Annotated in this window: 16 protein-coding genes; 4 read left to right on the top strand and 12 right to left on the bottom strand. The window is 38.2% G+C overall.

Annotated features, from left to right (window positions below):
- Window position 1 precedes the first annotated feature (1 nt).
- Window positions 2–1,114, top strand: a complete 1,113-nt coding sequence (locus FW768_RS07745; protein ID WP_153394301.1) for a 5-(carboxyamino)imidazole ribonucleotide synthase — start codon at window positions 2–4, stop codon at window positions 1,112–1,114.
- Window positions 1,115–1,168: 54 nt separating this feature from the next.
- Here the strand turns inward: FW768_RS07745 and FW768_RS07740 are convergent, their stop codons facing one another.
- From FW768_RS07740 to FW768_RS07710, 7 genes are all read right to left on the bottom strand, one after another.
- Entirely contained in the window at window positions 1,169–1,540 is a 372-nt protein-coding gene (locus tag FW768_RS07740; protein ID WP_153394299.1) for a hypothetical protein, read from the bottom strand.
- Between the two features lie 73 nt (window positions 1,541–1,613).
- Complete coding sequence (locus FW768_RS07735) at window positions 1,614–2,426, bottom strand: hypothetical protein (RefSeq protein WP_153394297.1); 813 nt, start codon at window positions 2,424–2,426, stop codon at window positions 1,614–1,616.
- Window positions 2,427–2,668: 242 nt separating this feature from the next.
- A complete protein-coding gene (locus tag FW768_RS07730) occupies window positions 2,669–3,301 on the bottom strand; it encodes a hypothetical protein (protein ID WP_153394295.1) in 633 nt (210 codons plus the stop codon).
- A 14-nt stretch (window positions 3,302–3,315) separates the two neighbouring features.
- Window positions 3,316–4,026, bottom strand: coding sequence for an SH3 domain-containing protein (locus FW768_RS07725; RefSeq protein ID WP_153394293.1), 711 nt, complete (start codon window positions 4,024–4,026; stop codon window positions 3,316–3,318).
- Window positions 4,027–4,052: 26 nt separating this feature from the next.
- Window positions 4,053–6,176, bottom strand: a complete 2,124-nt coding sequence (locus FW768_RS07720) for a cation:proton antiporter (protein WP_153394292.1) — start codon at window positions 6,174–6,176, stop codon at window positions 4,053–4,055.
- Between the two features lie 8 nt (window positions 6,177–6,184).
- Complete coding sequence (locus tag FW768_RS07715) at window positions 6,185–6,757, bottom strand: hypothetical protein (protein WP_153394290.1); 573 nt, start codon at window positions 6,755–6,757, stop codon at window positions 6,185–6,187.
- 646 nt (window positions 6,758–7,403) lie between these two features.
- Window positions 7,404–8,327 (bottom strand): DMT family transporter, encoded by a 924-nt coding sequence (locus FW768_RS07710; protein WP_153394288.1) that lies wholly within the window; start codon window positions 8,325–8,327, stop codon window positions 7,404–7,406.
- Window positions 8,328–8,613: 286 nt separating this feature from the next.
- Between FW768_RS07710 and purE the strand changes: the two genes are divergently transcribed.
- Window positions 8,614–9,117 (top strand): 5-(carboxyamino)imidazole ribonucleotide mutase, encoded by a 504-nt coding sequence (gene purE, locus FW768_RS07705; RefSeq protein ID WP_153394286.1) that lies wholly within the window; start codon window positions 8,614–8,616, stop codon window positions 9,115–9,117.
- A 79-nt stretch (window positions 9,118–9,196) separates the two neighbouring features.
- Here purE and FW768_RS07700 read toward each other — a convergent pair whose 3' ends face one another.
- From FW768_RS07700 to ahcY, 3 genes are all read right to left on the bottom strand, one after another.
- Window positions 9,197–9,787 (bottom strand): hypothetical protein, encoded by a 591-nt coding sequence (locus FW768_RS07700; RefSeq protein WP_153394284.1) that lies wholly within the window; start codon window positions 9,785–9,787, stop codon window positions 9,197–9,199.
- Between the two features lie 59 nt (window positions 9,788–9,846).
- Entirely contained in the window at window positions 9,847–10,239 is a 393-nt protein-coding gene (gene yiaA, locus FW768_RS07695) for an inner membrane protein YiaA (RefSeq protein ID WP_047098325.1), read from the bottom strand.
- A 378-nt stretch (window positions 10,240–10,617) separates the two neighbouring features.
- Complete coding sequence (ahcY, locus tag FW768_RS07690; protein ID WP_153394283.1) at window positions 10,618–11,931, bottom strand: adenosylhomocysteinase; 1,314 nt, start codon at window positions 11,929–11,931, stop codon at window positions 10,618–10,620.
- A 167-nt stretch (window positions 11,932–12,098) separates the two neighbouring features.
- On the opposite strand from ahcY, the gene FW768_RS07685 reads away from it, so the two are divergent.
- Together FW768_RS07685 and FW768_RS07680 are read left to right on the top strand one after the other, a co-directional pair.
- On the top strand, window positions 12,099–12,629 hold the full coding sequence (locus FW768_RS07685) for a pyridoxamine 5'-phosphate oxidase family protein (protein ID WP_153394281.1): 531 nt from the start codon (window positions 12,099–12,101) through the stop codon (window positions 12,627–12,629).
- A 407-nt stretch (window positions 12,630–13,036) separates the two neighbouring features.
- Window positions 13,037–13,651 carry a 4'-phosphopantetheinyl transferase family protein gene (locus FW768_RS07680; RefSeq protein ID WP_062696571.1) on the top strand — a complete coding sequence of 205 codons (615 nt, stop codon included), beginning with the start codon at window positions 13,037–13,039 and terminating at the stop codon, window positions 13,649–13,651.
- A gap of 20 nt (window positions 13,652–13,671) precedes the next feature.
- Here FW768_RS07680 and FW768_RS07675 read toward each other — a convergent pair whose 3' ends face one another.
- Window positions 13,672–15,927 (bottom strand): FUSC family protein, encoded by a 2,256-nt coding sequence (locus tag FW768_RS07675; RefSeq protein ID WP_153394279.1) that lies wholly within the window; start codon window positions 15,925–15,927, stop codon window positions 13,672–13,674.
- A gap of 238 nt (window positions 15,928–16,165) precedes the next feature.
- On the bottom strand, window positions 16,166–17,329 hold the full coding sequence (gene porV / locus FW768_RS07670; protein WP_153394277.1) for a type IX secretion system outer membrane channel protein PorV: 1,164 nt from the start codon (window positions 17,327–17,329) through the stop codon (window positions 16,166–16,168).
- Window positions 17,330–17,384 lie beyond the last annotated feature (55 nt).

The following is a 17,384-nucleotide window of genomic DNA, read 5'->3' as shown; positions in this document are numbered from 1 at the left end:
AATGAAAATAGGAATTTTAGGAGGCGGACAGTTGGGAAGGATGCTGATTCAGAGTGCATTGAAATACGATGACGAATTTTATACGCTGGATCCGGCTTCCGATGCCCCATGTCATAATATCTCCTATTTCACTCAGGGAAATTTCAATGATTATGAAACCGTACTGAATTTCGGAAAAGATAAAGAGGTAGTGACCATTGAAATAGAGCACGTAAATGCTGATGCGCTGGCAGAACTTGAAAAACAGGGTATAAAAGTAGTCCCGAATGCAGCCATTATCAAAACTATTCAGCAGAAAATCCTTCAAAAAGAATTCTATAAAACCCATGATATTCCAAGCCCTGAATTCCAGGTGGTGTGGAATAGTGACGAAGAGATTGTGATGCCTCTGCCATTCGTTCAGAAAATAAATACCGGAGGTTATGACGGAAAAGGTGTACAGGTCATCAAAACAGAAAATGATCTTCAGGATCTGTGGAAAGAACCTTCCGTGATCGAAAACCTGGTAGACATCGACAAAGAACTTTCTGTAATTGTTGCCAGAAATGAAAGCGGAGAAACCAATATTTTCCCCGTAACGGAAATGGTGGCTGATCCTAAACTGAACCTGCTGGATTTTAACGTCTGCCCGGTTCTTCTGACTGAGGATGTTCAAAATCAGATTGATGTAATTACAGAAAAATTTCTGAATGCTGTCAACTCACCAGGGCTTTTCGCCATTGAATTATTTCTGGATAAGGAAGGAAAAGTATGGGTGAATGAAACGGCTCCAAGATTACATAATTCCGGCCACCAGAGCCAGGAAGGAAATACCAATTCCCAGTTTGAGCAGATGTACAGAGTAGTGAAAAACCTGCCTTTAGCAGATACCGATGCCATTACGTACAGCGGAATGCTGAATCTTGTAGGAGCAGACGGACACGCCGGAAAAGTGGTATATCAGGGAATGGAGGAGGTTCTTAGATTACCCGAAACCTACGTCCATTTATATGGGAAAACAGAAACCAAACCGGGCAGAAAAATGGGTCATATCAATGTTCTGGCCGATTCCAGAGAAGAGCTGATGGAAAAACTGGTAAAAGTAAAAGGAATGGTAAAAGTGATTGCTGAATAACAATTCACATCAAAATAAAAGAGCTGTAATGAATCATTGCAGCTCTTTCTATATTTAACGATTTTTCTTTTTAAAAAGTTTAGGAAAATCAATGCTCCATTCTTTTTCATTAGAATTCCAGATTAAGTAGGGGCCATCGAAGCTGTCCAGGTAAGTGATTTCGTAGAAGCTTGTGCCATCAGAGGAATAATCTGGCTGAGTTCCCAAGTCATTAGGCTTGAATCCCAATTTTTCCAGTGTTTCCCAATCATTGTTTTCCGGTAATTTATGGTGGGATTTCCTATAGTTTTCAACGTTTTGAATGAGGCTGTTGCCGTATTCAATATCGGAATGTCTGGTTATGCTTATCGGCAGGTTCCAGTAAATAGTAAAGGAAATCACAATCAATACAATGATTGAAATGAAAATAAGCAGGATCTTCTTCATTGAGGCTTTTTCTTTGTTAAGAGTTGGTTGGCATTATTGATTTTAATGCTGGTATTCTATACAGCATCCAGATTTAGGGTTTTTTTGTTTTTTCAAGAGAATCCTTTTTATAATTATAAGTCATATACGTACCCAATGCAGGCGAATAGACAGAAAATTCTTCCATTTTTGTCAGTGGTGCATAGAGTTTAAACGTACAGATATCCGTAGCAGAAATAAACGGATTGGTCTTTAAATGACTGTGGGTAGTTTTAACAGAAGTAGTTCCGTTTTCCATTTGGGTAATCGCAGGAATTAATCTTGAATGGAACCTCTGGTTTGAAAGGATTTTACCTTCCCCGTCTGTTATGAATAAATAGTCATTTCCAAATGGAATGATCCCATTCTGAGAGGTTCCGGGAATTAAATATACCTTATACTTTTCATTTAGCGGAAGAATAATGATATTCAGATTATAGCCCTCAGGAACACCTACTTCGTATTTGGGATCGGATAGCTGTGGAATGATGGTATTTCGTACTTTATTGATACCTGATTCTGTATTATTAAGCTTTCTCTGCCGGAAATTCTCTTTTACAGGCTTTGTTCCATTATTTTTAAAAGAATATTCCGCAAGAACAAGACTTTGCTCTCTGTTCAGGAAAACCGTTTTTATCGTGTCATGAACTTTATACGTGAGATAAGTTCCCACAGATCCTGCTACTGATTTGTTTTGGCTGATGAGGTCCCCGGAATGCCATGATGCATTTTCATGAGAAAACAAAAGGTTTCCTTCTGCTTTGATAGAGTCCAGTTTCTGTTTCAGTTCCTGATCCGAATATTTTTTTTCCTGTGCAGAAATAAGTACCGACATGATGATCAAAAGAATTCCGGCTATCTGTTTCATAGGTTATTTTTTATGGACTAAAATACAAAAATTGATGATAAAAGATAAAGCTTCTATGCTGGTCTGATTCATATGGTTAATGCATCTCTTCCTACAATCTACAGCATTAATCATCAAACTTTGCGTTTCAAAAAATTAAACACAAAGAATATAAGGTTTTGCGTTTCCAAAAAACAGCAATATTTTAATCCTGGAAACATTCTATTGATGAAATTTGCTTTATTACTCAGCCCGAACCCGGTCTATTTAAAATCTTTTTCATCCACCTTTTCAAAAACTTTCTTCTGTTCATTCCATACAAAAGCGTTGTAATAGACATTTTCGGCCTCATTAGATTCCCGGCAGATACTGGCAATGAAAAGCCTGCTGTCCAGATCAAAAATAGCCCTGTCATCCGCAAACAAACATGAGGTTTCTTCTCCAAGGGGAAGACCATAAATTTTTCCATCCCGAACATCCATCATCATTCCCATAATGCAGCTCGTTCCGCAACCAAAAATAACCGTGATATAGTAGCTTGCGAAATCGGGAGTGCGCGATGCATAGGCCTCCCTTATCCTTGTTCTGAAATCATAAAAGTTTTTATCTCTGGAGAAATCCAGTTTAGCTTTTTTGGTGAACTTATAGCTGGCTGAAGGAAATTTATCGAAATGAAAATCAGCAGTTAACGTATCGGCCTCCATTTTCGATTCCTGAAAAGACTTACTTTCAATTTTCTTTGTATTGGTTGTATCCGGCATTTCTGCGGGCTGCTCTGAAGCTAAAGTATCTGTTACAGAAGATGCGGAAATCTCATTTTTAACAGGTTCTTTTTTCTCTTTACACGAAAATAAAATAAAAGCGAGCAAGGGAATTAATAATGTGTTGATTTTCATGGCTTTTTTATTTTTTAGAACGGCATAATCACCGTTTTTCCTTTATATTTTCCTTTTTCTATTTTGAAAAGGACAGCATATCCTCCGGCTCCATCCGAATTGACCATGCTGATGTAGAGGGTTTCATTTTCAGAATCAAAATAGCATTCAGTGAATTCAGTGTTAACATTGAAGAGGTTTTCTGTTTCTGCAGCAGGGATTTCAACCGTACTATTCCCAATTTTAACCGTAATTGATTTATAATGTGTCCGCGGAATGGTTCCATCAGTACCCCAGACAGGCTTTCCTTTGTATAGGTCTGTGAGTTGCATGTCCCGTCTGCTTGAAGAGAAATATTTTTTATTTTCTTTGTAGCTGAAAGGTTCGGCAATAATTTCCACTTTTATATTCTTTGAGGCCAAAACAGTCTTACTTTCATTAACGGAAACAGAGGGCACACGTGGATAGGATTCAATATACCTGATTCTTGAATTATAAACGTATCCTGAAATCAAATCTCTGTTTTTGACGGGATAGTCCACCATTAGCCAGTTTTTACTGCTTTCGTCGCGATCGTAAACATAAATAATCTCCCCCGAATTGACTTTTCCGGCAATATCACTTTTGGCATCAGCATTTTTTCTGATATTCACATAGCCGTCTTTGTCAACTATTTTGGCGAACTGGGCTAAAGACCATTGGAAGCTTAAAACAGCTGCCAGGAATATTATTTTCTTTGTTTTCAATGACTGAATTTTAAAAATTAAGGATATTATTTAAAGATCTTCTGGATTACATTTCCAATTTCCACAAAATCACCGTGATTGCCAACTGAACGGATTTCCGGACTGTTTTTATCAAATTCTGAGAACGGGAAGATAAGAAGATAATTGTTATCATTTAAATATCGGTTCAGTAATTCCGGAATAAGTCTCATTTGAGGAATATACGACTGCATGCCCCGCTTCGCCATAAACAGGATCAGAGCTTCATCATCTTTAAGCTGTGCGGCTGTTCTTTCACCGTCCTGCCATGTATTCATGATGATAAATTCGGCTTCTATATTGGCTTTTTTAATGATCTTCTGAAGAATATCCAGAATATTTTCAGGAGCATAGAAAATAATGGTGGCTCCGGAGTTTCTGGCAATATTCCATACCCTTAAAAGTGAATGGAAGAATCCGGCTTCTTTGTGGGCGTTTTCAGGGATCATTACGGCATACTTCTTAATGGTAGAAAGAGGCTGGGCCGCATGATAAACCAGAACATTCACATCATCATTCTGAAGATAACCGTTATAGAGATTATAAACGAACGAAGGAGAAAAGCCTTTCTCATCTTCCAGGCCAATAATTAAGTCGGTAATATTCTGTTCTTTGATTACGTTGCTAACTCCATTGATGACATCATTGTCGTAACGCTTTAAAGTCTGCATTTTGACGTCAGCCGCTGCCGCAGCATCGGCCGCCTGATGGAGTAGTTTTTCAGCATTTTTCACCGAAGATTCATTTTTGTCTTCATTGATAACGTTCAGGGCAAAAAGGTCTTCTGTATTAGAATGGGCTTTGATCAGGATTCCCAGATTAACCATTCTTTCTACGGTTTTTTCGTGATTAACGGCCAGAAGGATGTTTTCTTCTTCATGGGTATTTCCGGAAACGGTATCTTCATTATCGCTTTCTGCAATTTTCTGGGCACTAGCCAATGAGATAAAAGATGAAATGGTACAGGAAATGAGAATCAGAAGAATACTCCCGTTTAATACGTGCTCATTCAGCAATCTTACGGGTTCTCCGGTTTCAGTTTCGGAAAGGATAATATTATACCCTACCATAACGGATGCCAGCGTTGCCGCAGCAGAAGCAGAACTTAATCCGAAAATAAGTTTCCCCTCTTCTTTGGAAAGTCTGAACGTTTTCTGAGTAGCCACTGCCGAAAGGTATTTCCCTCCGATGGAAGCTGCAAGCATGATTCCTGCAACTTCAAGGGTTTCCCAGCTTTTAAAGAAGACTTTAAAATCAATCAGCATTCCCACGCTGATCAGGAAGAACGGGATAAAGATTGCATTTCCTACAAATTCCACCCGGTTCATCAGGGATGAGGTGTGAGGAATCAGTCTGTTTAAGGCCAGTCCCGCGAAGAATGCCCCGATAATAGCTTCAACCCCTGCCAGTTCCGCAAGCATGGCGGCCAGATAAATCATGACAAGGACAAAAATATATTGTGAGATCTTATCATCTACTTTTTTGAAGAACCACCGTCCGATAATAGGAAATACAATCAGGACAATCAATGCAAAGACGATAAAGGAAACGGACAGTTTAACCCAGAACTCGGTTCCTACATCTCCCTGAGACATTCCTACAATTACGGCAAGAACCAAAAGGGCAAGAATATCCGTGATCATCGTTCCTCCAACAGTAATATTAACGGCTTTATTCTTTGCAATTCCCAGCTTACTCACCAACGGATAGGCAATCAACGTATGGGAAGAGAAAAGGCTGGCAAACAGGATAGAGGTAAGCATGGAAAAATGAAGAATGTAATATCCACCCAGATATCCGAGGACAAAGGGGACGATAAAGGTGTAAAGCCCGAAAGTGAGGCTTTTCCATTTATTCTTTTTGAAATCACCCATATCAATTTCCAGTCCGGCCAGAAACATAATGTAAAGGAGGCCTGTGGTTCCGGTAACAACAATACTGCTGTCTCTGGCAAGCACGTTGAAACCATTTGGTCCGATAACGGCTCCGGCAATGATAAGCCCTAAAAGATGCGGAACCTTAATTTTATTCAGCAGCAGAGGTGCTGCAAGGATGATGATCAGTACCAACAGGAATTTTAATACCGGATCTTCTATAGGAAAACTCAGATTATGTATACTCAGTAAAATCATAGGTGCTTTTATTTGGTGGAACGTACTAATTCGACGGAAAATTTAGCCGTACAGCCGTTGTCAGAAGTAACGGTTCTTGTTCCTTTGATCTTGTTATCGGAAATATCATTAAGAATAACGTTCATTTCCACATATTTTTTGGCCGTAGAATCAGTTTTGAAGGAAAGCCTGATCTCATTGTTTTCAAATTTCCCTGAATATAGTCTGACGAGATTGTTATTGTTGATGATCTTGGTAACAGGCTGGGTAGGATCATTATCAAATTCCCAGATGTCTGTACGCAGATCACCTACCACATAATCACTGCAGTTGGATTCGGTACAAATTACCTTTCCGTTCCATGGTCCTGATATTTCTGCCGGCCATACCGCTGCTTTTATTTCTACAGAATCTTTTTTAGAGAAAATACTGTCCTTCATTTTCAGGAGCGCCTGATATTCAGATTCTTTTTTAGCAAATAGTTGTTCTTTTTCAAGGAGTTGTTTTTCTCTTTCTGTAAGATTCTTTTCCTTTTCCTTGTAATCGCAGCTTATCAGAAGAAAAGAAACCATTGCAAGTAAAAAAAATGTGTTTTTAAGCATATTGTGTAGGTTGGAGTATACAAGATAAGAAAAAAATATAAAAATGAGAAAAATATCACTTTGTTGAAGAGATAAAGCAATTCTGTCAGATTTTTATACTATCGTTACTTAGTTGGTGAATAATGAAAGAGATCATATTTATGATTGTCATATCAATAGGAATTGCAGATAAGTATTGATGGTTTTTTTTCGTATTTTTTTGTTGGAATGCGCAAAGAGGCAAAATTATTTTTGAGGCTGCATAAATAAGGCGCAACGATTTTATCAGCGATAAAATTTTAAACTGCATAATTATAAAACTTGCTGAAAATCTTAGATTTTCTAGCGCGTTAAAAGCAGCATAACAGTTGCTTCCCTTAGCGTTTTCTAACCAAAAAAAATGCAGTTTGGAGACTTTGCCCATAAAATAATTGAATTATAAATGATGTAAGAATTTTTATTTTTAAATCGCTCGCTGATCATGCAGATGACGCAGATTTCTTTATTCGTGATCAATAGAAATCCTAGATTTCTAAAACTAATGTGCACTTTTATGCATTAAGCTTTTAAACTTATTATACTAAAGTGTAAAACCTTTTTGTGCCTGTTGTAGTTAGAAAATTATTGCCGCGAGTACGCTAACTTTTTCAGTAGGTCTCCTAATACTTTAGGTGCCGGTTTTCAAGGTTTCTGTTTTTCCGTTTTTGAACATTCCGGGTTTGTAATTGATGATGAAAACTCCACAGATGATTAATGCAGCAGCAAGAATGAATTTAGCAGAGATAGGCTCATCCATGATTAGCCAGCCGAGGAATATGGCAATGATGGTGTTGATGTAGGCCAATATGGAAACCTGTACCGGAGAAATTTTGGTTAAGGCATAATGGAATGCGAAGAAAGCTGCTACAGAACCGAAAACAGCAAGGTAAAGCATGGCTGAAATACTTTTTAAAGTCCAGCTTCCGAAATTATAATGTTCTGAAAAAAGGAAGGCGAATCCAATCTGAACTATTCCGGCAAACAGAAACTGATAGAATAAGTTTAGGGTAATATTTCCGCTCTGAATATTTAATTTTTTGGTGAAAATAGTTCCTGATGCCCATCCTGAAATAGCACAGAAAAGGAAGATCATTCCCATTCTGTAATCAGGATTGGCGAGATCCTGTATACCATCCCAGAAGATGAAAAGAATTCCGCTGAAGCACATCAGTACACCTGCAAGAGCCCGGAGACTGAATTTTTGTAATCCTACAGCCACACTTCCCAGAAAGACAAGAATAGGAGAGCAGGCACTGATGAGAGAAGCCAGACTGCTGGATACAGTTTCTTCCGCCACGGTGGTCATTCCATTCGCCACAACCAGCATTAATGATGAAAAGATAACCTGATAGCCCAGACTTTTCCAGCCGATCCATTTGAATTCCTTTTTTGAAAGAAGGATAAAAAGCATAATAACCGCTGCAAGAAATTGTCGGATCCCGGCTACAAACCATGCTGGAATGGTTTCTACAGCCACACGGATCGCTAAAAATGTAGTTCCCCATACAATAGCAACGGTAAGAACAGCAAAAATGAGTTTGTAATCTTTCAAGGTAAAGCGGGATATAACACACAAATTTATTGGTTTTGAAATACATCAGATGGATACAGTTGAGGAAATTTTTAGCGGTACAGATAGGTAATACAGGCTGGAAGTCGGAAAACCATGAAGTCTGAAGGTAAAATAGCTTGTTTTTAATCTATAATATTTATATAAGGGCAGTAAAATGATATTTTCAGAGCAATAGAACTTCCATCTTCACAACTTCGGCTTGCTTTCTAAAATTTTAACAGCAGGTTAAAATTCTTTATCTTTGAGCATCTAATAAAAATTGAAGATGGTAGGAATTATTATGGGCAGCCAGAGCGATCTGCCAATTATGGAACAGGCTGCAAATTTTTTAAAAAGTCTGGATATTCCCTATGAATTAACGGTAGTTTCTGCCCACAGAACACCGGAAAGAATGTTCGACTATGCCAAGAAAGCAAAGGAAAGAGGGTTGAAAGTAATTATTGCAGGAGCTGGAGGGGCTGCTCATCTTCCCGGGATGGTAGCGAGCTGCACGACGCTTCCTGTGATCGGAGTTCCTATTTTATCCAGTAATTCTATTGACGGTTGGGATTCTGTATTATCTATTCTTCAGATGCCGGGTGGAATTCCTGTGGCAACAGTAGCTTTAAATGGAGCTTTAAATGCCGGAATTTTAGCGGCTAAAATTGTAGGAGTCGCAGATGCAGGAGTCGCAGAAAATCTTCAGAAATACCAGGATTCCCTGAAAGATAAAGTATTGGGAACCGTAGATGATATTAAGGCAAAGCATCCCAATCATTACGATTTGTAAAACAGTATAGCTTAGTTTACATAACAGTTTGAAAACACTGATAAACAATAAAACGGATGAATAGTCATCCGTTTCTTTTTTATTTATGAGGTGATATATGATATCGCTCCAATACGTTCGGATCTATTTTTAAATCCGGGCGAAAATACATGATTCCTTTTACAAAATGAGCAAAAAGGGCATTGGGGTTACGCACCAGAACGGTTGTTTTAAATTTTACAGGCTGGGCTTTTATGACGTCCAGTTCATTTTTTGTAAAGATATAAAGGTCAAACTCACTTTCTGAATATCCTCTGTCCGTCCATAGCACGTCATAGGCTCCGCCTTCACTATTGGCGAAAAGTGATTCATAGAGAAGAGATTGAGGGAGAGTATTTTCACCATAATGATGCAGTCCTTTTTCATCTACCTGTATTTGGGTGTATTTGGGGGGCTTTGCACGGTATTCTGCTATAGCCATCCATGTCAGAAATGATAGAACAGGTACTGAAAATCCTAATATAATCAGCTTGATTTCAAGTTCTTTTACCCAGAAAGAGAAAATAATCATACCTGCTAGTGAGCCCATTATCAATATAAAAAGGCTTAGTAAAAAGACTTTTAGGGCAACTGTAAGTCCTCTGGCAGGTATGGAAGATAATGGCTGGAAATTTTTTTCGAACGGTAACATTATGGTCTGATTATTTAAAGAGAAAACTCTCCAGGCCTGGAGAGTTTTTAGTTTTTGTATTATTCCTGAAGCATATTGTCTCTTGTGTTCTTTTGCACAGCAATTGCGCCAAAAAGAGCGAGAAGAAAGGCAAATGCATAAAAACCTTTTTCGCTTGGAAGGATGGTGGCGTTCCAAAGGCCAATGGCCAGTAATACGATAGAAGATAATGTAGCGAACCAGCAGATTCCGTAATAAATATCTGTTACCTGGATGTTTTCTAATCGGTCCCGGACTGCTTTCTGAAGAGAAACAACGGCAAACAGACCGTATAGCAGAATGGTAAAATAATATCCCTTTTCATTCAGCTGCATTTCAGCTCTTGCAAGACCAACGATAAAGCCGATCATTCCTGCTCCCAATGCCACCCATGATGCTGCGACAAATGCATTCGATACTCTTTGTTTTTTCATAGTAATATGTTTTTGATGGGCTAAATATATTCATTTTTTTGTGAACCTTGCAATAAGGGAGATAAATATAGGTAAAATACGGACGAAGGACGTGTATTAACTTCCAATCGGATTATTAAAAACGGCAGATTCTGGCTGAATGGGATTTTCTATGATGTGAATGGGCTATTGAATAGAATAAGTGAATATTTATATCCGGGCTTTCTTCCTAGCCCCGATAGCAGCGGTTACCCCACAGCATGCCCTGGATTCAGCAATGGAGCGAGGAGTATGAGCGGATAGCGGGAAACAGCTTCCGGAAATAAAAAAGATGGGTAGAAAAATAAAAGACTTTCCAGAAATCTGAAAAGTCTTCTACTATAATAAGATTAAAAAATATTAGTATCTGTAGTATTCAGGCTTGAATGGCCCTTTTACGTCTACTCCGATATATTCTGCCTGTTCAGGAGAAAGGGTTTCAAGTTCTACGCTTAATTTCTTAAGGTGTAAAGCGGCTACTTTCTCATCTAAGTGCTTAGGAAGCATGTATACTTCGTTTCCGTAAGCTGCAGAGTTGTTCCATAACTCGATCTGAGCTAAAGTCTGGTTAGAGAAAGAGTTTGACATTACGAAACTAGGGTGTCCTGTAGCACATCCTAAGTTTACCAGTCTTCCTTCTGCAAGGATGATTACTTCTTTACCTTCAATGGTATAGATATCTACCTGAGGCTTCACTTCTGATTTTGTCTGACCGTAGTTTTTGTTCAACCAAGCCATATCGATTTCGTTATCGAAGTGACCGATGTTACAAACAATCGCTTTATCTTTCATTTTAAGGAAGTGTTCTCCTCTTACGATGTTGAAGTTACCGGTTGTTGTGATGATGATATCTGCATTGTCTACTACAGTATCTAATCTTTTCACTTCATAACCGTCCATAGCTGCCTGAAGCGCACAGATTGGGTCAATTTCAGTAACCGTAACGATAGAACCAGCTCCTCTGAAAGATGCAGCAGTACCTTTACCTACGTCTCCGTATCCGCAAACTACCACTCTTTTTCCGGCAAGCATTACGTCTGTAGCTCTTCTTACCGCATCTACGGCAGATTCTTTACATCCGTATTTGTTGTCGAATTTGGACTTGGTTACTGAATCATTTACGTTGATTGCAGGCATTACCAAAGTACCGTTTTTCATTCTTTCGTACAGTCTGTGTACTCCGGTAGTGGTTTCTTCAGAAAGTCCTTTGATATCTTTTGTAAATTCTGGGTATTTATCAAAAACCATGTTGGTTAAGTCACCACCATCATCAAGGATCATGTTCAGTGGTTTTCTGTCTTCACCGAAGAATAAAGTCTGCTCAATACACCAGTCAAATTCCTCTTCATTCAGACCTTTCCATGCATAAACCGGAATTCCGGCAGCAGCAATAGCCGCAGCAGCGTGATCCTGTGTAGAGAAAATATTACAAGATGACCAGGTAACTTCAGCTCCTAAAGCCACCAATGTCTCGATAAGTACAGCAGTCTGGATAGTCATGTGAAGACATCCTGCGATTCTTGCTCCTTTTAGCGGCTGAGAAGGTCCGTATTCTTCACGGATAGCCATTAAACCTGGCATTTCTGCTTCTGCAAGAGTAATTTCTTTTCTTCCCCATTCTGCAAGGGAGATATCCTTAACTTTATAAGGAATGTATTGTGTTGTAGTACTCATATGTAATGAATAGTTTTAAAATTCAATTGATAACGAAGTGCAAAATTACAATTAATAATTAAGATATAAAAACACAGATCTATTTCACATATGATGAGATTATACAGGGCTTAAAATTATTTAGTCTTAATATAAATAACTATTTTTACCTGATAAATCAATATATTATGGATCATACCAATACACAGAACGACGAACAGAGAAAGGCAAGGCCAGTTGCACCAAAAGTAAAAGAGCTGATCGACAGATCTAAGAGTGTTATTTTAGCTACAGTTGATGCGGAAGGAAATCCTAATGCCAGCTATGCCCCTTTTGTACAGGTGGGCAATACCTTTTATATTCTGGTGTCTTTTATGGCAAAACATACTAAAAATCTGGCAGACGGAAGAAAAACTTCAATGATGTTTATTGAAGATGAGTCGGCTACAAAACAGATCTATGCCCGTGAACGCTTAACGATTGAAGCAGCCGTTTCCCAAACAGAAAGAGATTCTGAAACATGGAATGAAGTGGTTGCTAAACTTAAGGAAACTCATGGTAAAGTTGTGGATGTTATTTCAGAAATGGGAGATTTTATTCTTATTGCATTACAGCCTGTAAAAGGTTCTTATGTAAATGGATTTGGGAATGCCTATTTTGTAGATGAAAATCTGGAAATCCTTGAGCATAGAAATGATGTGAATCATCAGTCTAAATAAATTAAGAAGGGGAGCTGGAAGAGGGAAGCGGGGAAGTTTATACCAGTTAAGGTAGGACGGGAAGTTCTTTTGGATTTGATGTATTAACGTGAGTTCTAAATATAAAAGGCTGGAAGATGGAAGACGGAGGCTGGAAGTTAATTTTAGTTATACGTATTGAAAGCCTCAAGAAAATCAAATTAAATAAAAGCAATCAATTTTGCTCTTAATGACCTTCATAACTTCCCTCTTCCATCATCTAGCTTCAAACCTTCATTTATCAGATATTCTTATCCCGAACTGAGGGTTGTATTATTAGATTTTTTGAATCATAAGTTTACAAGAGGTTTTTAAAGACCGCCATAACTTCCATCCTCCCGTTTCCATCTCCCATCCTTTTTTTGTATTTTTGCAGATATAAAAAAGCGATGCCCCTTTACCGAGATTTTTCAGATGATAATGCCACGATTCTTGTGTGGAAATATGATGAGAGTGAAGAACTCAATATCCATGAACTTCTGGAACCCGAAAACGCTGAAAAAGTAAAGGACTACCACCCCAAAAAACTTCAGGAAGTTCTGATGGTACGAAAGCTTCTGAAAGGTTTAAAACCCCATTCCAAAATCCTGTATAAAGAGAGGGAACCCTTTTTGTCTCCTAAAGATGCCGAAATTTCCATTACCCACTCTTTTCCTTTTGCTGCCATTGCAATTTCCAAAAATAAAATAGGAATCGACATTGAGAAATTCAATCCGAAGATCTTAAGGGTGATTGATAAGTTTACTTATGAAAATGAAAGGGGATTTATTCCTGAAGATAAAGCCGATACATTTTATACCATTATCTGGAGTGTAAAGGAAAGCATGTACAAAATCCACCATTCCAAATACTGGTCTCTGAAGAAAAACTACGAAGTGAAGCCTTTTGAGCTGAAGCATCTTCATAAAATAAGCTGCCGGGTATACGATGAGCAGTTTTCAGATGAATTCAAAGCAAGAGTGGAATTTTTTGATGATTACTGCTTTACCATTGTAGAGGAATAATGAAAAGTTAAAAGGAACTACTAAGCTTCATCTACCTTCTCCGCTTTATATTTTTCTATCACCTTGCGTTGTTCTTTGGCAACATCATAAATCAACTCTAAAATATCGTGGATATTTTTAAGTTCCGTTAAATGGGAGATTTTATCTGGATCTCTCCGGTCAATAATCTCGTTTTCTTCAATCTCTGTTTTTCTTTTCATCAGCATATCTTCAATAGAAGAATCTTCCGGTTCAAGGCGGCTTTCCATTTTGAGGGTTTCGTTGATGTCATTTCCATTGAGCAGGGTAGAGGTCTGCTGCATTTCGGCTTCAATCTTCCGGCTCCAGCTTTCAGAATCTATTTCCGGATATTGCTCATTACTTTTGGAATATTGGGAAAGAGAAGCGGTATAGGCTGTAATAAGATGAGAGGTCGCTACAAACTGATGCACCACTTCTAGCTTTTTCTGCTGATTTTTAGGATCAGAAATCATTCGCTGAAAATTGTCGGAAAGATTGGCCAGAGAAATGATGGCATTTTTTCGTTTTATTTTATAATCTTCAATGTCTAAATCTCCCTGCAGGAATTTGGATATTACACTCTGAAAATAGATGAGGTTATCTGCCGCGGACTTCTTCATCAGATCAAGATTCTGCGTATGTTCCCAAACCGGTAAAACAATATAAGACACGGCAAAAGCAATGATTCCGGCAATGGCTGTATCCAGTACTCTGTCTTTGAAGATAATATTTACTTTCCCCGGATTTAAAAAATTGAAACTCAGGAAAACATAAATAGTCATAAACAGGACAGCCCAGAAGTAACGGCCTTTTAAAAAGCTGAAGCACATAATCATACTGATCAGCAGGATAGCAAATAAAATACTGTTGATATGAATAAAATGCAGAATGATATACGCAATGGTAGCCCCCACAACCGTTCCATACAGACGAAGAAGATTTCGCTGTTTGGTAATGGAGTAGGCCGGTTTTAAAATAGCGGTAATGGTAATTAATATCCAGTAGGTATGGCCCAATCCCAGAAAATCAAACATGGAGAAAAGGTATCCAAGCAGTAAAGCTGTCGTAATTCTTATCGCATGACGGAAATGAGAGGACGATAACGAAATATTGTTCCTTAAAACCTTAGAATTAAGTTTCGGCTCATTAGGCATGAATTTTTTCAAATCTAATCCGGTAGATAAACTCTTGGCCAATTTTACGTTTTGGGAAAATACTTTGTAGATCTCATTGATTTCCTTCGTGATTTCATTGATGCGCATCAGAATCTGGCGCAGGATCATAAAGTTTTCAAGGCTGTCGGGAGATAATTGTTTGTTTCTTAGTTCAAAATAATTAAAATTAAGATTTTTCAATTCAAGCTCCAGATTAAACATGGGTTTCGCTCTCGTTCCACTCTGAAGGGCAATCCCGATATTGGTAATTTCCTCGGCCAGAAGGTTGAGGTAATCGTGAATGTTAACCAGGATCATACTGTCTTCAAAACTCTGCTGCAGCTTCTGGTAATCACTTTCAGAAGTCATCAGCTTTTCATGAAGGTCCATTGAATTCAGGAACATCAGCATCAGCAGTCGGCTCGTTGTTGTAGATTCGTTAACGATGGTTCTGGTCTTAAAAACAGTCTCTCGTGTCTCTTCCTGAAGGTTTTTGATCTCAATCTGTTTCGCAATAACCTGAGTAGTCAGTTTGTCGAAATCAGGATTTTTCTGATAATAATTGGCCTTGATCTTTAAAAATTCAGCAAGCTGAAGGTAATTTTCACCAATCATCTGGCCTGCCAGTTTATACGGACGGATAGTTGTTACAACAAGGAATATAAGCAGAAACCATATACAGCCGCTGGCAAAGATCAGTAAGCTTTTAAAGATGTCGCTTCCTGTAAGGTGTCCGTCAATAAAGATGGCAAGTACAACAAGTGATAATGAACCTACTGCGGCCAGTCTTTGTCCGTAAACCCCAATCAGGGAAAAAAACATCCCGAATACAATGATTTCAAGAAGAACCAGGACCTTAAAATTCATCACCAGGCTTGCAATCATTGCTACCAATACAAAACAGCAGATGGCGAAAGCCAGTGCATTTCTTCTTCGGATAAAAGGACCGGGCTGGTCAGTAAGCGCTACAAAGCTGGTCCCCAAAGGAAAAAGAAAGTATTCTTTCAAAATTCCGAAATGGGCGAGAACCAAACAGGGCAGAACGGTGGCCAGCGTAATTCTGATCGCAGAATATAGATATTGGCTGGTAACGAATTTTTTGAGTTCTGCTGAATAGTTCATACTACAAAAATAATTATTGGAAAGATAAAAAGCTTTATAAAAATAAGACTTTTATGAACTTATTTCAGACCGTCTGCTATTATATTTTTATCAATTGTAAATTTTGTTTCACCTTGAGATGTGAATGAGACTGATTTACAGATGAGCAGCTCAGCAAATTGACTGTTCACTATTAACTTTTCTGCATAAAAAAAGCTGTTTCAAAAATGAGACAGCTTTTTTATCTGGAAAAAATATCTTAATAATCTACATTAGATGTTTCTTCTCCAATGTTCCAGGTAAGACCGAAACGAAGGGTATTATCTAAAGCAGTATTGATTTTTGACATATTGATCAGGTAAGAGATATCCAATCCGAAAGAACGGTACTTTAATCCGATACCGGCTGTAGCGAACTGTCTTGCTCCCTGCTCTTCACTTTCGTGGAAATAACCTGTTCTTACAGCAAAAGCATTGTCATATGAATATTCCAAAGCCCCACTGTACATGATGCTATTCTTATTTTTGAATGATTTTGTGATTCCTGCAATAGGACCTACGTTAGGAATCTCATATCTTGGCTGTCTTGTATTAGGATCTATACCTACATATTCTGATCCCGGAACTAGAATTTTTGAACCTTCTACGCTTAAACCAATTTTATTCATATCATCCAGGTACATATCATATCCAACCCCTAATCTTGCCATAGTAGGAAGATAAGATCTGGACTCTTCATTTCCTGTATAATCCAGCTTCGGACCAACATTCTGAATAGCGAAACCAGCATTCACTTTACCTTCATAGCCTCCAAAACTTGAGAACTTCGGAGAGGTATAATATCCGGAAACATCCACAGCAAAAGAGTTAGCTGGTTTAAGAGTAGTATCGGTGTTGAAACCTCCGGCTAAGTCTGAACGGATAAATCTACCAGTAACAGCTCCTGAGAAGGAATCAGAAAGTTTCATGGCATAAGCTATGTCAATAGAGAATTCGTTGGGTTTTGAAGTACCCATTGATGCTACTTCTGTACCTACTAATTGAGTAAGGTCCACTTCTCCCATATTAAAGTAATAAATACTGGCAGAGATGGTAGCTCTTTCTTCCTGTCCTAAGAATTTATGGAATGCACCATACAGTAAAAATACATCATTAGTAAGCTTCCCCATATAAGGTGTATAGTTAAGACCTACGGAAGAACTTGTTCTGCTAAAAGGATATTTTGCTGCATTCCAGAATTGTGAGAAAGCATCAGGTGAGGTAGCAACCCCCTGATCCCCCATACCACCGGCTCTCGCATCCGGTGAAATCCTTAGAAATGGAGCTCCGGTTAACACTGGGTTTATCTTGCTTAAATCCTGTGAATAGCCTAGAAAACCAGCACTCAAACCAAATCCCAAAAGCAGTTTTGTAGTTAAATTCATATGTTGTCTTTTATATATTATCAGTTTTTTATAAATATTGTTATCTATGTATTAT

The organism is Chryseobacterium vaccae (assembly GCF_009602705.1).
Lineage (GTDB): Bacteria > Bacteroidota > Bacteroidia > Flavobacteriales > Weeksellaceae > Chryseobacterium > Chryseobacterium vaccae.
This window is presented reverse-complemented; position numbering and strand designations above follow the sequence as displayed.

What these genes read in the sequence shown, in the direction of transcription:
- FW768_RS07745 (WP_153394301.1), top strand. Translation starts at nt 2, where the DNA reads ATGAAAATAGGAATTTTAGGAGGCGGACAGTTGGGAAGGATGCTGATT.
- FW768_RS07740 (WP_153394299.1), bottom strand. Translation starts at nt 1,540, where the DNA reads ATGAAGAAGATCCTGCTTATTTTCATTTCAATCATTGTATTGATTGTG.
- FW768_RS07735 (WP_153394297.1), bottom strand. Translation starts at nt 2,426, where the DNA reads ATGAAACAGATAGCCGGAATTCTTTTGATCATCATGTCGGTACTTATT.
- FW768_RS07730 (WP_153394295.1), bottom strand. Translation starts at nt 3,301, where the DNA reads ATGAAAATCAACACATTATTAATTCCCTTGCTCGCTTTTATTTTATTT.
- FW768_RS07720 (WP_153394292.1), bottom strand. Translation starts at nt 6,176, where the DNA reads ATGATTTTACTGAGTATACATAATCTGAGTTTTCCTATAGAAGATCCG.
- FW768_RS07715 (WP_153394290.1), bottom strand. Translation starts at nt 6,757, where the DNA reads ATGCTTAAAAACACATTTTTTTTACTTGCAATGGTTTCTTTTCTTCTG.
- purE (WP_153394286.1), top strand. Translation starts at nt 8,614, where the DNA reads ATGGTAGGAATTATTATGGGCAGCCAGAGCGATCTGCCAATTATGGAA.
- FW768_RS07700 (WP_153394284.1), bottom strand. Translation starts at nt 9,787, where the DNA reads ATGTTACCGTTCGAAAAAAATTTCCAGCCATTATCTTCCATACCTGCC.
- yiaA (WP_047098325.1), bottom strand. Translation starts at nt 10,239, where the DNA reads ATGAAAAAACAAAGAGTATCGAATGCATTTGTCGCAGCATCATGGGTG.
- ahcY (WP_153394283.1), bottom strand. Translation starts at nt 11,931, where the DNA reads ATGAGTACTACAACACAATACATTCCTTATAAAGTTAAGGATATCTCC.
- FW768_RS07685 (WP_153394281.1), top strand. Translation starts at nt 12,099, where the DNA reads ATGGATCATACCAATACACAGAACGACGAACAGAGAAAGGCAAGGCCA.
- FW768_RS07680 (WP_062696571.1), top strand. Translation starts at nt 13,037, where the DNA reads ATGCCCCTTTACCGAGATTTTTCAGATGATAATGCCACGATTCTTGTG.
- FW768_RS07675 (WP_153394279.1), bottom strand. Translation starts at nt 15,927, where the DNA reads ATGAACTATTCAGCAGAACTCAAAAAATTCGTTACCAGCCAATATCTA.
- porV (WP_153394277.1), bottom strand. Translation starts at nt 17,329, where the DNA reads ATGAATTTAACTACAAAACTGCTTTTGGGATTTGGTTTGAGTGCTGGT.